The 16,066-nt window shown below is 57.5% G+C and carries 12 protein-coding genes; 4 read left to right on the top strand and 8 right to left on the bottom strand.

Annotated elements, in window-relative coordinates; genetic code table 11:
• The 4 genes from VGJ94_02935 to VGJ94_02920 all read right to left on the bottom strand — a co-directional run.
• Nucleotides 1-380: hypothetical protein (locus VGJ94_02935; protein HEY3275550.1), on the bottom strand; the 380-nt coding region annotated here is incomplete at its 3' end.
• Nucleotides 370-1,359 (bottom strand): ABC transporter substrate-binding protein, encoded by a 990-nt coding sequence (locus VGJ94_02930; GenBank protein HEY3275549.1) that lies wholly within the window; start codon nucleotides 1,357-1,359, stop codon nucleotides 370-372. The genes VGJ94_02930 and VGJ94_02935, both read right to left, overlap by 11 nt.
• Nucleotides 1,360-1,386: 27 nt before the next feature.
• Entirely contained in the window at nucleotides 1,387-2,403 is a 1,017-nt protein-coding gene (locus VGJ94_02925; protein ID HEY3275548.1) for an NrtA/SsuA/CpmA family ABC transporter substrate-binding protein, read from the bottom strand.
• A gap of 201 nt (nucleotides 2,404-2,604) precedes the next feature.
• Entirely contained in the window at nucleotides 2,605-4,230 is a 1,626-nt protein-coding gene (locus tag VGJ94_02920) for a carboxylesterase family protein (GenBank protein ID HEY3275547.1), read from the bottom strand.
• A 293-nt stretch (nucleotides 4,231-4,523) separates the two neighbouring features.
• Between VGJ94_02920 and VGJ94_02915 the strand changes: the two genes are divergently transcribed.
• Nucleotides 4,524-6,947 (top strand): TIGR03768 family metallophosphoesterase, encoded by a 2,424-nt coding sequence (locus VGJ94_02915; GenBank protein HEY3275546.1) that lies wholly within the window; start codon nucleotides 4,524-4,526, stop codon nucleotides 6,945-6,947.
• A gap of 75 nt (nucleotides 6,948-7,022) precedes the next feature.
• Here the strand turns inward: VGJ94_02915 and VGJ94_02910 are convergent, their stop codons facing one another.
• Nucleotides 7,023-7,403, bottom strand: a complete 381-nt coding sequence (locus tag VGJ94_02910; GenBank protein HEY3275545.1) for a pentapeptide repeat-containing protein — start codon at nucleotides 7,401-7,403, stop codon at nucleotides 7,023-7,025.
• Nucleotides 7,404-7,604: 201 nt separating this feature from the next.
• Here VGJ94_02910 and VGJ94_02905 point away from each other — a divergent pair, with 201 nt between their 5' ends.
• Nucleotides 7,605-7,964: a VOC family protein gene (locus tag VGJ94_02905; protein ID HEY3275544.1), complete on the top strand. Its 360-nt coding sequence runs from the start codon at nucleotides 7,605-7,607 to the stop codon at nucleotides 7,962-7,964.
• Between the two features lie 153 nt (nucleotides 7,965-8,117).
• On the opposite strand, the gene VGJ94_02900 is transcribed toward VGJ94_02905, so the two are convergent.
• From VGJ94_02900 to VGJ94_02890, 3 genes are all read right to left on the bottom strand, one after another.
• Nucleotides 8,118-10,787 carry a bifunctional acetate--CoA ligase family protein/GNAT family N-acetyltransferase gene (locus tag VGJ94_02900; GenBank protein ID HEY3275543.1) on the bottom strand — a complete coding sequence of 890 codons (2,670 nt, stop codon included), beginning with the start codon at nucleotides 10,785-10,787 and terminating at the stop codon, nucleotides 8,118-8,120.
• Between the two features lie 60 nt (nucleotides 10,788-10,847).
• Nucleotides 10,848-11,780, bottom strand: coding sequence for an alpha/beta hydrolase (locus tag VGJ94_02895; GenBank protein ID HEY3275542.1), 933 nt, complete (start codon nucleotides 11,778-11,780; stop codon nucleotides 10,848-10,850).
• 218 nt (nucleotides 11,781-11,998) lie between these two features.
• Nucleotides 11,999-12,541, bottom strand: coding sequence for a cache domain-containing protein (locus VGJ94_02890; protein ID HEY3275541.1), 543 nt, complete (start codon nucleotides 12,539-12,541; stop codon nucleotides 11,999-12,001).
• 497 nt (nucleotides 12,542-13,038) lie between these two features.
• On the opposite strand from VGJ94_02890, the gene VGJ94_02885 reads away from it, so the two are divergent.
• Nucleotides 13,039-14,283: an FIST N-terminal domain-containing protein gene (locus VGJ94_02885; protein ID HEY3275540.1), complete on the top strand. Its 1,245-nt coding sequence runs from the start codon at nucleotides 13,039-13,041 to the stop codon at nucleotides 14,281-14,283.
• On the top strand, nucleotides 14,280-15,977 hold the full coding sequence (locus VGJ94_02880) for an ATP-binding protein (GenBank protein ID HEY3275539.1): 1,698 nt from the start codon (nucleotides 14,280-14,282) through the stop codon (nucleotides 15,975-15,977). Before VGJ94_02885 ends, VGJ94_02880 begins: the two co-directional genes overlap by 4 nt.
• Nucleotides 15,978-16,066 lie beyond the last annotated feature (89 nt).

The raw sequence follows: 16,066 nt of genomic DNA, 5'->3' as shown, positions 1-16,066 counted from the left end.
AATATGTCAAAGAGACTTTTTACCTGTTCCAGGTTGGAGCGCAGCCTCGCCATGATCAGCTCTTCATTGGGGTCCCTCACCGTATATTCCGAGAGGAGCCTTCCCAACGTGCCGTGTTTGATCTGCCATTGCGCCTGGGGGCGTTTGTTTTGGAGCAAAAGATACGTATATCCCAGAGAATTGAGGTCAGACACATTCTTGACCATCTCATGGGCAAAGCGCTCCGTCCGCGAAGCCTGACCGATATTTTTGTATTGTAAAGAGACGGTAAGCGCCACGAGCAGGGCAAGGCCTACGGTGATCGCAGCACTGAGCCGGAGCTTTGCCCTGACCGACATGGCTGTCAGGGGGTGAAAAAAGGAAATTCTCCTAATGGACAATGCTCACCGCCTGGGGTTTCACTTTATCCAGGGCGTCGAAATAGATAAAATCGAGATAATTAGGTATCTCTCCTTTTTCGAGCAGGTTGTTGCGCATCGCCCACTTTGCCTCTCGCTCCATGAGAACGAGCAGGTCCTGAGTCAACTGGAGCTGAAAGAACGTGCGGGACCAGTTTTCGAGGAACCCCTCCGCGTCTTGCTTTAAAATATCGCGCAGGACGGCTTTGGCTTTATCCGGATACTTCAACAGAAAACTCTCGGCTTCTGCGAGGGCGGCCATGAACCGCTCGGTCCGTTTCGGCTCCTTCTTGAGAAATCCTTCCTTTGCAATGAGGGTAAAATAATATTCCTGCCCGCCCTGTACCGGCCAGCGCGCAACCTTCGGGCCCAGTTGCTTCACCATCGTTGTGGTATAAGGCGGCCAGCAGACCGCCGCGTCGATCGTTCCCTGTCTCATCTGTTTCACCATTTCCGAAGGGGCAAGGTTGACGATCCGCACGCTACCAATGGGAATGCGATTATAGATGAGGTAGGTATAGAAAAAGAACTCAGGCATGCTGCCCCGGTTGATGGCGACCCGCTTCCCTTTCAGGTCCGCAGGACGGGCGATCGCGTGATCTTTTCGTATCATCAGCTCAATGTCCGCTGCCATGCCGATGGTGGCCGCCATTCTCAAATCGCGATGCCTGGCATTCTGCACCACAAAGACGAATTCCGCGGCAGTCAGCCAATCGAGCTTATCCGCCGTCAGATCGTCGATTGCCATAGCCCCTGACTCGTATTCCTTGAGCACTACATCGATACCCTGCTTCTTGAAAAATCCTTGTCCATGCGCGATACGAACGAGGGCGGTCTTAATGTCCATGGCAACGCCGACCCTAAGAGGCTCCGCCCCCGGATTACCCGTCAAGATCACGAAAAGAAGCAGCCCGCAGACAACTGCCGCCGTACCGGTCCGGGTGAATATGCCCTTTTTCAATATTCGATCCCTCCGTCACTCCTTCTTTTAATGGCGATCGCTCTCCCGGTGAATGATCCCTATTGCTTCGGGCTTCACCGCTTTCATTGCCCTTACGTCGATCAAATCGAGAAAGTTCGGCATCTTCCGCTTCGAGGTCAGATTGTTCCTGATCATCCAATGCGCCTCGGCTTCCATAAGTGCGAGGAGTCCCTGGTCCATTCTTACTTCATACTTATTTTCGGACCAACCCCTGCGCACCTGGTCCATCGTCAGGCCCGTCGCCTTTGCGATAATCCCCATCGCTTCTTCCGGATGGGCCTTCGTAAACGCCTCCGCATCGCTCATTGCCTTCAGGAGCTTCTCGAGGACCGCGGGCCTTTCCCTGATGACGTCGTCCCGTGTCACCAGAAGAGCGTAGTAATCGGTCCGGCCGTGAGATTGAAGGAAGACCGCTTCTTTCCCGAGTATATCCCTGATCTCCTCTATATAAGGGGACCAGACACAGGCGGCCGTTGCCGTGCCTTTCCTCATGGCCTCCACCACTTCGGCGGGAGGGAGATAGACCGCCCGGACCTTCTGATAGGGGATGCCGTTGCGCTGCAAATAGGCGCCCAGAAAGAATTGGGCGACGGTGCCCTTCGGGACGGCTACCGTTTTACCCTGGAGATCGGCCGGTTTCGCAATGCCCCTGCCCCGCCTCGCGATAATCTGCATGCCCCCGCCCTTACCGATAGCACCTATTACGCGCAGATTCGAGGCTTTGAAGCTATGTGCCACGAACGCGAAATCAGCAGCCGTCGCCACGTCCGCCGTACCTTCTTCGAGATGCTTCAGGCCGAGGGGCCCCGACTGATAGACCTTCAGTGCAGGCGAAAGACCGTTTTTCTCGAAAAGGCGACGACCATCGGCAACGAAGAAGAGGCCCATAACGTTCGCGGAGATAGCGGCAAGCTTGATTTCATCTCGGCCTGCCGGAGGGGCACACCCGGAAAGGGCGATCAGGAGGGTGCTCATGAACGCCGGAATGAGAGCTGTCAGTGCAAAAAGGCCGGACTTCTTCATTATCATATATTCGAAATATGGTACCAAATAGGATTATTATTGTAAATGGCCCGGTCTTTGATTATTTCAGAGGAGGGGGAAAAATAGACTTTTCGTCAACTCTCTGCCGGCAACAGGAATAGAAGATGGAGGGAAAAAGGATATTACGGCGTACCCATTCGCCGCGTCGAGATCAATCTTTCGCAGCGCCAAACCTCGGCATTACTTCGTCAGGATATCCGGATAGAGGGTCTTCCAGAAGCCGCAGTGGTGGGCTGCACCGGCATTGAAATAGCCGACCTTGCCCGGCTCCAGATTCATGACCTTATTATCGGCATTGAAAACTTCCCACCCGGGCGAATCAGGGGCAGCCGGTCTGCCTGTTTTCGCGAAGCTCGTCCAGTATGCCATCATTTGAACCGCGAGTTTTTGTGATGGCGCCGGGAGGTCCGGACCCGCGAGATTGCTCGTATTGTCGAAGTGGGGGAACTGGTAGGGCAGTTCCGATGAGTGGACCGCACCCATTTCGAACCCGGGATCAGGGGCGACCGGCGGCGCATTCCGGTCGGAAAAGACGAACTGATACACCGGGACCGATTCCCTGAGTAATTTGGCCGTCTCGAGATAAATACAGTTATTGATCCCCACATCGGGCCGGAAATCGGACCAGACCGTGCCCAGGGCGGAGGCTGCCGAAGTGAAGGCGCCGGGCGGATATTCCTGCGCCACCGCGTCGGTGTGGGCGCCGTAGGTCTGTTTCAAAAGGTCTGCATAATTGTCCCTGGTGACGGATTGCCCGGCCTGGACCGCGTAGGCCACGTAGAGCCGGAGCTCGTCCCTGGTGCCGCCGCTCAATACGGGCACGTGGACGAATTTGCCCGCCGGGATCGCCCTGGCCCCGGGCATTGGGACGGTCCTGGTCCCGGTGACGGGCATAAAGGTCACGATGCTCGAACCTGCGACGGTTGACGCCGCGTCGAGGAGATCCTTTACCGGCTTCTTCCTGAGGCACGCGAGCGCCGTCTTTTCGTCGCCACACCCTACCAGGGATGCAGCCTTCCGGCCGATCTTCTTTCCCTCCTCCAGAGTGGGAAGAGGGGTGACGCAGCCGGCGCTCTGGATGATGGCCTTATGGAAAAGCCCGGTCGTCTCATCGGGCGCCAGGATGTGCATGCATACGCCCGCCGCACCGGCGGACTCTCCGGCAATGGTAATATTCTCCGGATCTCCCCCGAAAACCTCGATATTCTTCTTTACCCACCTCAGGGCGGCGCGCTGGTCCTCGAGGCCGTACCCGCCGTTATGATCCGATCCGAACGAGGGATGGGCGGTGAAGCCGAATATACCGAGCCGGTAGTTCATCGATACCACGACCACGTCGCCCGATTTCGCCATGTAATCGAGGGGGTAGAGCGCGCTCGATCCGCCCACAAAGGCGCCGCCGTGAAGCCAGACGATCACCGCCCGGCGGCGGTCGAGGTCCGCCTTGCCGGAATAAGGGACGGTCACGTTGAGATGGAGGCAATCTTCGTTATAACTCGCTTCGGGGATCCCGTACCGCTTGAGCTGGGGACAGGCATTTTTATATTTTGTGGCGTCGAGGATGCCGGTCCAGGCAGTGGCGTCCTTTGGCGTACTCCACCTCAGCTCGCCTACCGGAGGCCGGGCGTAAGGTATACCTTTGAATTCCCGCACCCCCTCGTGGATGAGGCCGCGGACCAGGCCTTTATCCGTCCGTACCACGGCAGGGTCGGGACCGGTCTGGGCACCGAGAGTTTCAGCACAAAAAAGGAGCATGGTTATGACCCATAGCACCAAAGTCATAAAGATCGACATTTTCCTGTCCATAAAATTTACTCCTCTCGCTCTTTTCTATTAATACCGTTCATATATTTGGTCCATCCCCGTATGTACGGCACTGCTGGTCTCGATCGGCTATCATACATATTTTCGTCGATTGCCGCAAGGACGCCTTCATCCGATTAAGAAATAATCACGAGATTCGATAATCAAATAGAGTGCAGCGGTGCCGCCGCATGGGGCTGGAAAAAGCCGCCGTCTTCTTCCTTGCGGCTCCTCAACTGCACAAAAATATCTCCGGAGGAATCAAGACGATGTTAACAAGACATAGGGGAACAAAAATGAAAAACATCTTGAAGCACTGCAGTCCCGCTGCACGATCTGCCGGGCGGAAGATCACCGTCTCCCTCTTCCTGCTCTTTCTGTCTCTCACCCTCCTGTGCCCCGCATACGGGGCGCCGCCTACCTATCCGATCTCCTCCGATGTGTATACTACCCTTCAGCGGACGATAAGGCCTCTCGCCATTCCCGGGGCGCAGGAGCTTACCATAACCGAGGTCGACCAGTACGCCGCCCAGGGCTACACCAGCTACGATCCCATGGGCGCTCCCGTAGATTACGGCCCCCTTCTCCCCAATGGCGGCGCGGCAGGGGCGCGCACCCCGGTCGAAACCCTTCTCAATTTCTTCTCCATCTCGGACATCCATATTACCGATAAAGAATCACCTGCCCAAAGCGTCTATCCCGGAACGGTGGCGCCTTACGGAAATGTAAATACCTCGGCCTACTCACCGGTCATCCTTTCCACCACCCACGTCCTCGACGCGGCGATCCAGACGGTCAATGCCCTCCACGTACAGACCCCCTTCGATTTCGGCATCTCTTTGGGGGATGATGCGAACAATACTCAGTATAACGAGCTCAGGTGGTTTATCGACGTCATAGACGGGAAGCGGATCAATCCCAGCTCGGGAGCGCACAAGGGGGCAGGCTCGATAGATTACCAGAGGCCCTACCAGGCGGCCGGCCTCGACAAGTCGATCCCCTGGTATGTGGTCATCGGCAATCACGATCAGTATTGGCTGGGCACTCTTACTTATACGGACTACGTGCGGCGCATCCTCACAGGTCCCACGATCCTCGACATCGGACTCGTGGGCGCGGGAGGGTTTCCCACTTTTGAGTCCCGCGGGTTTTACGTGGGCACCATCGACGGCGCCACCCCCTTAGGGACTATCATCGGCGCGGGAGCAGACGGGACCATCACGCCGCCCCTGGTAGCAGCCGACCCGAGCCGCCGCAGCCTCTCTACCGATACGTCCACGTCCTTAAAATGGATGAGAGAATTCTTCAATACCACGTCACACCCGAAAGGCCACGGACTCACCCAGGCAAACCTCGATCGGGACTGGGCCTCTTACACCTTCGAGCCTAAATCAAACGTGCCGGTAAAGGTTATCGTTCTCGACGACACCTGCAAGGAAAATCCCTACGCCATTTATAGCTCCTACGCACGGGGCTGTCTCGACCAGGAGAGGTATGATTGGCTCATCAACGAGCTCGAGCTGGGTCAGGCCCAGGGCAAGCTCATGATCATTGCCGCCCATATCCCGGTGGGGCCCCAGACGAACGTCCCGGACGCCCCGGTCCCCGCGAACGCACAATCCCAGAACGTGCCGAACGACACGGTGATCCCCCTCTTTATTTCCACATGCAACGACGACTCAACCCCTGTGGGCGTCCCCTGCCAGACTCCCGGCGCCCCGATCGCGAATAACGATCCCGTGCCCCCCTATAGTGTAGTGACCGATGCAATGCTCCTTCAGACGCTTCACAATTATTCGAATGTAATTCTATGGATATCGGGCCATCGCCACATCAATACCGTCACGCCCCAGCCCGGACCGAGTCCTGAATTCGGATTCTGGGAGGTGGAGACCTCATCTCTGCGCGATCATCCCCAGCAGTTCCGTACCTTTAACATCGTCCGCAACGCGGAAAATACGGTCTCCATATTCGTCACCAATGTGGACCCGGCGGTCCAGGGCGACTCTCCTGCCGCAAAATCCCGGGGGTACAGTATCGCCGCCGGCAGGATCGCGGCAGGCACCGTGGGCCAGGGCCTCACCGATACCACCCCCCACGTATTCAACGCGGAGCTTATAAAACCCCTGGCCACCCCGTACACGATGACCGTCAATGTCACCGGGCCGGGCACGGTGGCGATGGGACCTTACCAGGCGGCTACATGCGCGGTAGGAACTCCCTGCACCGGCTCCTATCTGCCGGGCACGCAGGTAACCCTCACACCGACCCCGGGCTCGGGAGCCGCATTTGCCGGATGGTCGGCCTGCGCGGGAAAATCTACCTGCACCATCACCATGACGGGTAACATCGCGGTGACCGCCACCTTCACGAGCGCCCCTACCGCGGCCGTCACTCCCCTCTACAAGAATTTCGGTAATGTGAGGACAGGCCGTACGGCAATCGCCACATTCACGGTCAAAAACACCGCGACCAAGGGCATTGCGGACCTTACCATCACGGACCTCTCGATCACCTCGACCACGGGAGATGCGGACCAGTTCTCGATTGTGGCAGGTAAGGACCGATGTTCCGGCCGGACCCTGGCGCCGGGCAGGACCTGCACCTTCCAGGCAGCCTTCACGCCCACCTCGGTTCGCGCAAAATCAGCGGTTATCAACCTTGTTTCCGATGATCCCGCGACCCCGACGGCGACACAGATCTGGGGTGTAGGGAAATAGCTTCTTCCTTCTTCGAATCGAAAACGGGGGCCCGGCTCGACGCCGCGGCCCCCGTTTTTTTGTAAGAATCCTCTCTCATCTGACGCACTCCCCCACGGAGCCGGCTTCGCACCTGCTGCCGTCAGGCCAGATCGCTCCCGTGAAACGGGTCCCCGAAAGGTTCGCACCCGTGAGGTTCGCGGCGGAGAGGTTTGCCTGGGAGAGGCTCGCTCCCGAAAGATTGGCGCCCGAAAGATTGGCGCCCGAAAGGTCCGAATTCGAAAGGTCGGAGCCGGAGAGGTCCGATCCCGCCAGGCTGGCCCCCGTAAGACTCGCCCCTGAAAGGTCGCAGGCCCGGCAGTTTTGAGTGGCTCTCATCTGGTCCAGGTGCGCCTGATTAAAGGCCCGGGCAAGGCAGGGGAAAAGAAGGATCAACGTAACCAGTGCCATGAAGACCGGGACGACTATTTTTGTCATGCCTTTTCTCCTTTTTTCTTTTCTCTTCCTCGGGATATCTATCCCTAAGCCGCCTTCATCGTTAAAGATATGGTTCTTTCGCTAAATATGCAACCTGTCCTCGTCTCAATTTCTATGTTCACCCCCTTTCATACGGGCCTCAGATGACTATATTCGGGGAGGACGTATGCGTGGTTCAACACGCAACAAAAGGAGGACACCATGGGAAATCCATTCGTACACGCAGAGTTGCACACAAAGGACCCGGAGAGGGCGAAAGAATTCTACAAAGGCTTATTCGATTGGGAATATGAAGAAGTGCCCGAGATAAATTATACGGTCATAAAAGTCGGAGAAGGCACCGGAGGAGGTATGATGATGAGCCCCATACCCGATGCCCCGGCCCAATGGGTGCCCTACGTACTGGTGGAAGACGTCGCCCTTTCCACCAGGAGGGCGGAATCTCTCGGCGCCGAGGTGCTCGTGAATGTGACCGACATACCGGACACCGGCTGGTTCAGCATGCTCCTCGACCCCACCGGCGCAGCCTTCGCCATCTTCCAGCCAAGAATGTCGGGGTAAAAGGTTCGACAAAGAACCCAATGGCCGTGGAGTAATTTACTAATCAGTGCGCATGGTTGGAAAAGCTCCGCAATTAGCGCGCACAGCGCGCGAGAGGGGGAGGCTCGGTCGGCTTTGCCGCCCGAGGGGGCGACGCGAGCCCCTTTAATTGCCCTACTTCAGCTTCAGCTTCACCTCGAAGGTGCGGTCGGGCAGCGGCTCGACCGCAAATCCCAGGCGACGGCAGACACCGAGCATCTTAGTGTTTCCTGCCTGAACATAGCCCTTGAATTCCGCGATCCCTTTTTCCTGGGCGATGCCTATGAGCACGTCTACCAGCTTGTAGCCCAGACCCTTCCCATGAAAATCATCGTGAACCACCACGGCATATTCTCCGCTTGCGAAGCTCGGCTCGATCACAAGCCTGCTTATCCCGATGATGCGCCTGACGCCGCCCTGCCTCATTTCGGCGACCATGGCTATTTCGCGGTCATAGTCGATATTGCAGAACCTCACGTGCATTTCATGGGTAATGGTGCTGATGGTCTGAAAGAACCTGGTCCGGAGGGTCTCCTCGGACAGGGTCGAGAGCATCTCGTGCTCCAGTGGCTCGTCCTCGGGCCGCACGGGCCTCAGGATCACCTCCGTGCCGTCGGGCAGCGTCCATGGAGTCACGTACCGCGAGGGATAGGGGGTGATGATGAGATGGGGATAAAGGGATGGGGAGGAAGTCGCCTCGGCCTTGAGAATGATCCGCGCATCGAGGACCGAAGGCCTGCCGTCCGTCACGGCGATGGGGTTTATATCCATCTCCGCGATCTCCGGGAAATCGACGATCATATTGGAGAAGACGACGATCATCTCCTCGAGCTTTCTAAAGTCTGCGGGCGGCCTGCCCCTGTACCCGTGGAGCATCCTGTACACCCGCGTCTCTTCCATGAGCCGCCTCGCGAGGGTCTGGTTGAGGGGCGGCAGGGCCAGGGAAAAATCCCGGAACACCTGGGCGCCCACGCCGCCCATGCCGAAGAGGATGACGGTCCCGAACTTCGGGTCTCTCTTCGCTCCGAGCATGAGGTGGTAATCGATCTTTTCGACCATCTTCTGAACCGCGATGCCCGCAATGTGCACGGAGGGGGCCTCGCCTTTGATCCGCGTCAGGATACGGGCGTACTCCGACCTCAACTCCTCCTCGTCGGCCACGCCGATGGCGAGGCCGCCCACGTCTGCCCGATCGAAGATATCGGGGGAAATTACCTTGAGGACCACGGGATAACCGATCTTTTTGGCTTTTTCCACGGCCTCCTCCACGCCTGAGGTCATATGGGACCTGATCGTGGGGATGCCGTAATTGGTGAGAAACCGTGCCGCCTCTTCGCCGCCCAGGAAGGTCCTTCCCTCCCCGAGGGCGCTCTTCACGGCCACACGCAGGTTATTGGTGGGCGGGGCCCGGTCCACGGAGAGCTCCGACGGCGTCTCGTAGAGGAGCTCGAGGTTCCGCTCGTACCGGTACATGTAGACGTAGGTCTTTACCGCCTCCTCGGGCGTATCGTAGTCGGGAATGTTGTGCCTGAGGAGGAGCTCCTTGCCCTTTCGGGCCTCGAGACCGCCCATGCAGGCGGTGAGGATCGGCTTTTGCGATTGTCCCGCGCGCTCGCTCACGACCCGTGCGAAATCTTCCGAGCTTGCGGCCGCCTGATAGGTGTAGATGATGAGGATACCGTCCACTCCGGGGTCCTCGAGGCCGATTGCGATCGCCCTGTCGAACCTCCCCGCATCTGCATCGCGCAGAAGGTAGATGGGGTTCTGCCTGTTCCAATAGGATGGGAGAATATCATCGAATTCCTTTAAGCTGGCACCTGAGAGGGAGGCAAGGACACCGCCCAGGTCGGTAAGGGTATTCGTCGCCATGGTGCCCACGCCGCCCGCATTGGTGATAATGAGAAGGCGTGGTCCCTTGGGAAGGCGCCTCGAATGAAGAACGCCGGCCACATTGAAGATATCGGCCGCCTCCCTCACCCTCACCACGCCGATTCTTTTGAAGAGGGCATCGTACATGCGGTTATGTCCGGCCATGGAGCCCGTGAGCGAACGGGCGGTCTCATCCTCCTCGTCGGCAGGAAGGGGTCTCAGCACGATGATGGGCTTGTTGCGGGAAAAGCCCTTGGCCGCGCTCGCGAACCGTTTGATGTCTCCCATCCCGTGCTCCATATAGATCATGATGCTCCTCGTGGAGGGATCTTCACCCAGAAAATCGATGAGGTCGCCGAAGCCCACGTCGATCATGGATCCCAAAGAGGCGATCATGCTGAAGCCTATCCGGGCGTCTACGCCCCACTCCATGAGGGCCCTCCCGAAGGCGGCGCTCTCGGTGATAAAGGCGATATTGCCCTTGTCGGGCATATCCTCTATGGGCGTCGTGTTGAGCCCTATGGTGGGCCTGATTATGCCTACGCTGTTGGGCCCGATGATCCGCATCCCATACTTGTCGCGCAGCGCCGCAATCTCCCCTTCCTGTCTCTTTCCTTCGGAACCCCCCTCGCCGAACCCCGACGAGACGATAATCACCCCGCCGGCGCCTGCAAGCCCGCAGTCTTCGATCGCCTCGACGACCATCTCCCTGGGCACGGCGATCACGGCAAGGTCGACGGCCCGGGGAATATCTTTTACGCGCCCGTAGCAGGGGAGCCCCATAACCGACTCCCTGTGAGGGTTTACCGCAAATACCTGCCGGTCCTCCGACAGAAGGAGATTCCGGAGAATGGATCTCCCTACGGAATGCTCCTTATCGGTGGCGCCTACCACTGCGATGCTCTTCGGATTGAACAGGGTTTTGAGATCGTTCATTCGCTTTTTCCTTTAAGCTCGTTATTTCCCGGATGCCAGCCGTTCCCCGCCTCTCGTCTCCTACTCTTTCTCTCCGTCCAAAAAGGTGCGGAGACAGCGGCTGAAGGTTTCCGGATACTGGTGCATGGCAGAATGGCCGCCCGGCATGCGTATGAGCCAGGAGCCGGGGATCTTCGCCGCCATACGGAGCGAATTGGCCGGAGGGATCACCACGTCCTCCGTGCCGGTAATAATCAACGTCGGTGACGAGAGGGTGCCGATTCTTTTGCATGTCCCCTTCCATGAGGCAAGGGCATTGCCCTGTCGCTCCAGGGTCTCCCGCAACGGCTGCTCTTTGGCTCGCGGCAACTTTTGCAGGAAATCGGGGTGATCGTCGAGCCATTTCCCAGGATAGAGGATGGAGACGAGACGTCCGGAGCGTTCTTGTCTGGAACCCGAAAGGTCCATGAGGGCGGCCAGGACTTCAGGGCGGGCCTCTACCACGTCAGAACCTGTCCAATCGCAATTTCCCGCGTAGAGGATCAGCTTGTCCACCTTCTCCGGATACCTGAGCGCGAGCTCGGTGGCGATGAAAGTGCCCATGGACCAGCCGAGGAGATGGGCCTTTTTTATTTTCAGGGCGTCCATGAGGCCCCTCGTGTCCTCTGCGAAAAGCTCTATGGTAAAGGGTTTGTCCGAGGCCGTGGTTTTCCCGATGCCGCGGTTATCGAAGATAATGACTTTATAGCGCGCGGACAGGACCTCGATCGTGAGGGGGTCCCAGATGTCCATGGTAGCGCTGTAACCGGTAATGAGGATGATGGGGAAGCCCTCGCCCTTCACCCTATAGCTCACGTCGATGTCGCCCACCCGGACCAGCCCGGTCGCGGCTTCCGTAACGGCATTTCTTACCGGGGCCTGCCCATCGTCGTTTCCGGCCCGGCATAAGGGGGCCGGGAGCCAGGAAATAGAGAGAAAGGCAAAGATACAAATAGTGAGCACCCATTTTGTCATAATTTTCTCCTCCCGAGCTCCGTCCTTACCGGGTCCCGGTGCGAGGGGCCGGGCCGGACACGGGGACGCCTGATGGGTATCTCTTTTCGGCTTCTCGAAGGTCATCGTATGTTCCATTCTTCCAGGTAACAGGGGGGATTGTCAAGCAGGGTTTTCGGGAGAATCGGTTGTTTCGGGGGAGAGCTCTTTGCTTTCATTCCCTCCCCCGGAATCCCGGGTTATTTCACTTTTCCCTTAGGGGCCTTTTCCGTGACGTAGTATCCGGTGCCCACAACCCATCCAAAGGGTTCGAAGAGCTGCACGTAACCCCTCTTGGGCAGGGGCGTCGTTTCATTCGCCTTAGGGAACCAGTAATCCTCGTAACCGCCTCCTGCCTTCGCCGTGGCAATCAAGTCCCTGACGAGGGATTTACCCTTGGCATCCTTAAGATCCAGCCTGTTCTTTCCCTCCACGTCCTTCTGCCCATAGAGGACCACGCATACTCCTTCCGTGGTGTCCGCCCAGAAGTATCCGTCTTTGCCGTAGCGGAGTCCCCGGAGAAGGTCCGCCCCGAGCTGCTTTGCCTGGTCAAGGGTCATCTCCCCTTTCTGCTGCTTCGCCGAGATGGTCTGCAACATGCTGATCGCAGTCTCGATTTCGCTCTTGATGAGTGTGTCCCGCGCGGAAAGAGCTTTCCCTGCCTTTTCCTTGCAGAACCCCGGTTGACACATCGCTGCCGTGCCGAGTACAACCAGAAGCATTACCACCCAAAGCCTTTTCATAGATCCTCCCTGAAATGGGGCGTCAAGGTTCCCACGCGAAGGGGTCGCCCCTCAAGCCCCGTTCCTGCCATTTTCGGAAAATCGCGGCCAAAAGGGGTCTTTTTTTTCTATTCTCCTGCGCCCATGGCCCTTTGTCAAGGACTATTCAGAAGGAATGGCCCCGGAAGACAAATAACTTAATTTTTCTCCTTTGCCGGCCCTTTTTCGAACCCTTCTTTCCAAGGAAGAGAAAGGCAGCAGACACATCCTGTCGTCACGGCGCCCGTGCCGGGAGCGCTGCTCCCCCATGCCCGCCGACAGTACGACAGTATGATTATGGGGCCCTCTTGACCTCGAATTCAAGAGGGGGAAGGATAAAGGGTTGGTTCAACCATTTTTGTTGAATTAGGGTCTGTATTGTGGCAAAACATAGTGAGGCAGGTTTCCGAACCATGGGAAATCTCCGAAAGGGGAGCATTTTTCTTGCACAGGGCACCATTAGACGAGGGGATTGAAGCATGCCTTCGGGAGTAAAGACCAAGGTAGGCATAGGGTTTTGCGACCTCGAGGACGGGCTGGCCTCCGGCTTCCGGGCCGCGCGCGAGGCCGTAGAGTCGGCAGCGATCGGGCGACCCGATTTTGTATACGCCTTCTGTGCCGGCTGTCTCGATCACGAGGCATTTTTCTCGGGGATCAGGCAGGTGGTCGGCTCGGATGTCCCCATTGCGGGAGGCTCCACCATAGGGATAGTCACGAATCACCACCTTCTCTATGATGGTTTTCCCGCTGCCGTGGCGATCATTGAAAGCGAAGACATACGGCACAGGGTCGCCGCCACGGGAGATCTCGATAAGGGCGAGGAGGCCGCGGGGATAAGACTCGCCGAGCTTATGGCAACAGGTCCCGGCGATAAGGGCGTCTTCCTCTTCTTCGAATGGGTGAGAAAGGCCGCCGAAAATGGAATGCCGCCTCTTCTCAACGCATCTTCACCTTTTCTCGATGGTCTTTCACGGAACATGGCTCCTGAAATTTCTTTAGCCGGGGCCGGTATGCTGGGGAATTATGAAATAGGCCCGGGCACACAGTTCTGCGGCTCCTATGTGGGCACCCAGCAGGCTGTCGGGATCGTCCTTTCCGGGAATGTCTCCCTCGACTCCGTCATCATGCACGGCTGCAGCCCCCTCGACGGGGTTTATCACAGGATCACGAAAATCGAAGGGCCGGTGATCTACGAGCTGGACGGGAGACCCATCGCGGAAATCATCGACGAGCTCTTCGGCAACCGCGAATGGCGGGGCCAGGCGCCCGTCAATTATCTCACTCTCGGGGTAAACTACGGCGAGCGTTATGGAGACCCCCGGGAGAGCGACTATGTAAACCGCCTGATGATAGGCGTTCTGCCTGACGGAAGCGGGGTGACTCTCTTTGAGCCGGATTTTGAAGAGGGCCTCGAAGTCCAGTTTATGCTCAGAGATACGAGAAAAATGGTAGAATCAGCCGGAGAGAATTCAATGGCCCTTATGGAAAGGGTGGTGAGGGAAGGGAAAAAGCCCCTCTTCGCCCTCTATATCGACTGTGCGGGCAGGACCATGGGGTATTCGAGCTCGACAGCGGAGGAATCGGCTGAAGTCCAGCGGACGTGCAACCATTACGGGGTTCCCCTCCTCGGGCTCTTTACGGGCGTTGAGATCGCTCCGCTCCTGGGAAGGCCCAGGGGTCTCGATTGGACCGGCGTCCTTGTCGTTATTGCAGAGGACCCATGAAGGATGATATGAACGGCCCCGACAGGGACGAAGAAATCACCGCACTCAGGAAATCACTCGACGAGGAGAAGACCCGTTCGGTCTATTACCAGCGTATGGCCGAAGAAAAGGGAAAGCGCCATCTCGCCGAGATCACTGAGATCTCCGATGCCCTCGCGAAAAACAGGCAGACGGAAAAAGAGCTGAGGGAATCGGAGGAGCGCTATCGGATCGCCATCGAGCATTCCCATGACGGAGTGGCGATTATCCGGGACGGCGTCCATATCTACGCAAACCGGAGGCTTGTGGAAATCTTCGGGTATGGCGCCCCTGAAGATCTTTTGGGCCAGCCGGCGGTTTTTCTCGTCCATGAGGACGAAAAGGAGAAGATCTCCAATTACCACGCCATGCGCTTGAAGGGTGAGGCTACCCCGGACAGGTACGAGTTCAAGGGAGTGAAGAAGGACGGCGCCCTCGTCTATATCGAGGCAGTGGTAAGCACTATTGCCTTCGCGGGCAAGAGCGCGATCCTCGCATATCTCCGCGACATCGGAGACCGCAGGAGATTGGAGGAGGAGCTTTTCAAAGCGAGCAAGCTCGAATCCCTGGGCATCCTCGCCGGCGGCATCGCCCACGATTTCAATAATATCATGACCGCCATCATGGGAAATATCTCCCTGGCCAAAATGACGACCAAACCCGACGATCCCTCATTCAAGCGGCTCGCGGGCGCCGAGCAGGCGGTGAACAGGGCGAAGGACCTGACCCAGCAGCTCCTCACCTTTTCCAAGGGGGGCGCGCCGATCAAGAGGACCACGGGCATCACCCATATCCTGGAGGATTCGACGAATTTTACCCTTACCGGCTCGAATGTGCGCTGCTTCTTCTCCCTTCCCGAAGACCTCTGGAACGTGGATGTGGATGAAGGGCAGGTGAGCCAGGTAATACAGAACCTCGTCATCAACGCAAAAGAGGCCATGCCTACAGGCGGCACAATTGAAGTAAAGGCCGAAAACCTAATGATCGAGCAGGACCAGGGGCCGGGAGATGTGCTCCCCGGCAGGGGCTCCTACATTCGGGTCACCATCATGGACCACGGCATCGGCATACCGGAAGAGTATGTGGATAAGATCTTCGATCCCTTTTTCACTACAAAACAGAGGGGAAGCGGCCTCGGGCTCGCCACCTCCTATTCCATCATCCGAAAGCACGGCGGATATATCGAAGTAAAATCGCACCTGGGGATCGGTACCACCTTCATCATTACCCTTCCCGCCACACAAAAGAAAAATCCTCTCTCATCGGGTGATAAAGCCTCCCTTACCACAGGGAAGGGCCGGATCCTGCTCATGGATGACGAAGAGATCGTGCGCGACACCATAGGCGAAATGCTCGGGTTCCTCGGATACGAAACAGAATGCGCAAAAGACGGGGTGGAGGCGATCGATCTCTATGTGGAAGCCCGGAAGAAGGCCGCCCCCTTCGATCTCGTAATTCTGGACCTTACCATTCCAGGCGGTATGGGAGGAGAGGAGGCCATGGAAGAGCTCGTGGAGATCGACCCCGGGATAAAGGCGGTGGTATCGAGCGGATACGCAAACAATCGGATCATGTCCGATTTCACCCGCTATGGGTTTGTGGACATGATTTCCAAGCCTTATAAGCTCGAGGAGCTGAGTGAGACCCTCGCGAGGGTGCTCCGGAAGGCTCCCTGAAAAGGAGCGGTTGCCCTGATATCAATAAAAAAATCATTTTTCCTCTTGACATCCTTTGAGGCCATATGTAGTATTCATCTCAGGCAACA

This window comes from Syntrophorhabdaceae bacterium (assembly GCA_036504895.1).
Taxonomy (GTDB): Bacteria; Desulfobacterota; Syntrophorhabdia; order Syntrophorhabdales; family Syntrophorhabdaceae; genus PNOM01.
The sequence above is the reverse complement of the archived record's forward strand: the minus strand, read 5'-3'. Positions and strand labels throughout refer to the sequence as shown.

Excerpts from the sequence above, each read along its gene's own strand:
- VGJ94_02895 (HEY3275542.1), bottom strand. The coding sequence starts at position 11,780 with ATGACAAAATGGGTGCTCACTATTTGTATCTTTGCCTTTCTCTCTATT.
- VGJ94_02910 (HEY3275545.1), bottom strand. The coding sequence starts at position 7,403 with ATGACAAAAATAGTCGTCCCGGTCTTCATGGCACTGGTTACGTTGATC.
- VGJ94_02925 (HEY3275548.1), bottom strand. The coding sequence starts at position 2,403 with ATGAAGAAGTCCGGCCTTTTTGCACTGACAGCTCTCATTCCGGCGTTC.
- VGJ94_02915 (HEY3275546.1), top strand. The coding sequence starts at position 4,524 with ATGAAAAACATCTTGAAGCACTGCAGTCCCGCTGCACGATCTGCCGGG.
- VGJ94_02890 (HEY3275541.1), bottom strand. The coding sequence starts at position 12,541 with ATGAAAAGGCTTTGGGTGGTAATGCTTCTGGTTGTACTCGGCACGGCA.
- VGJ94_02900 (HEY3275543.1), bottom strand. The coding sequence starts at position 10,787 with ATGAACGATCTCAAAACCCTGTTCAATCCGAAGAGCATCGCAGTGGTA.
- VGJ94_02885 (HEY3275540.1), top strand. The coding sequence starts at position 13,039 with ATGCCTTCGGGAGTAAAGACCAAGGTAGGCATAGGGTTTTGCGACCTC.
- VGJ94_02905 (HEY3275544.1), top strand. The coding sequence starts at position 7,605 with ATGGGAAATCCATTCGTACACGCAGAGTTGCACACAAAGGACCCGGAG.
- VGJ94_02880 (HEY3275539.1), top strand. The coding sequence starts at position 14,280 with ATGAAGGATGATATGAACGGCCCCGACAGGGACGAAGAAATCACCGCA.
- VGJ94_02920 (HEY3275547.1), bottom strand. The coding sequence starts at position 4,230 with ATGGACAGGAAAATGTCGATCTTTATGACTTTGGTGCTATGGGTCATA.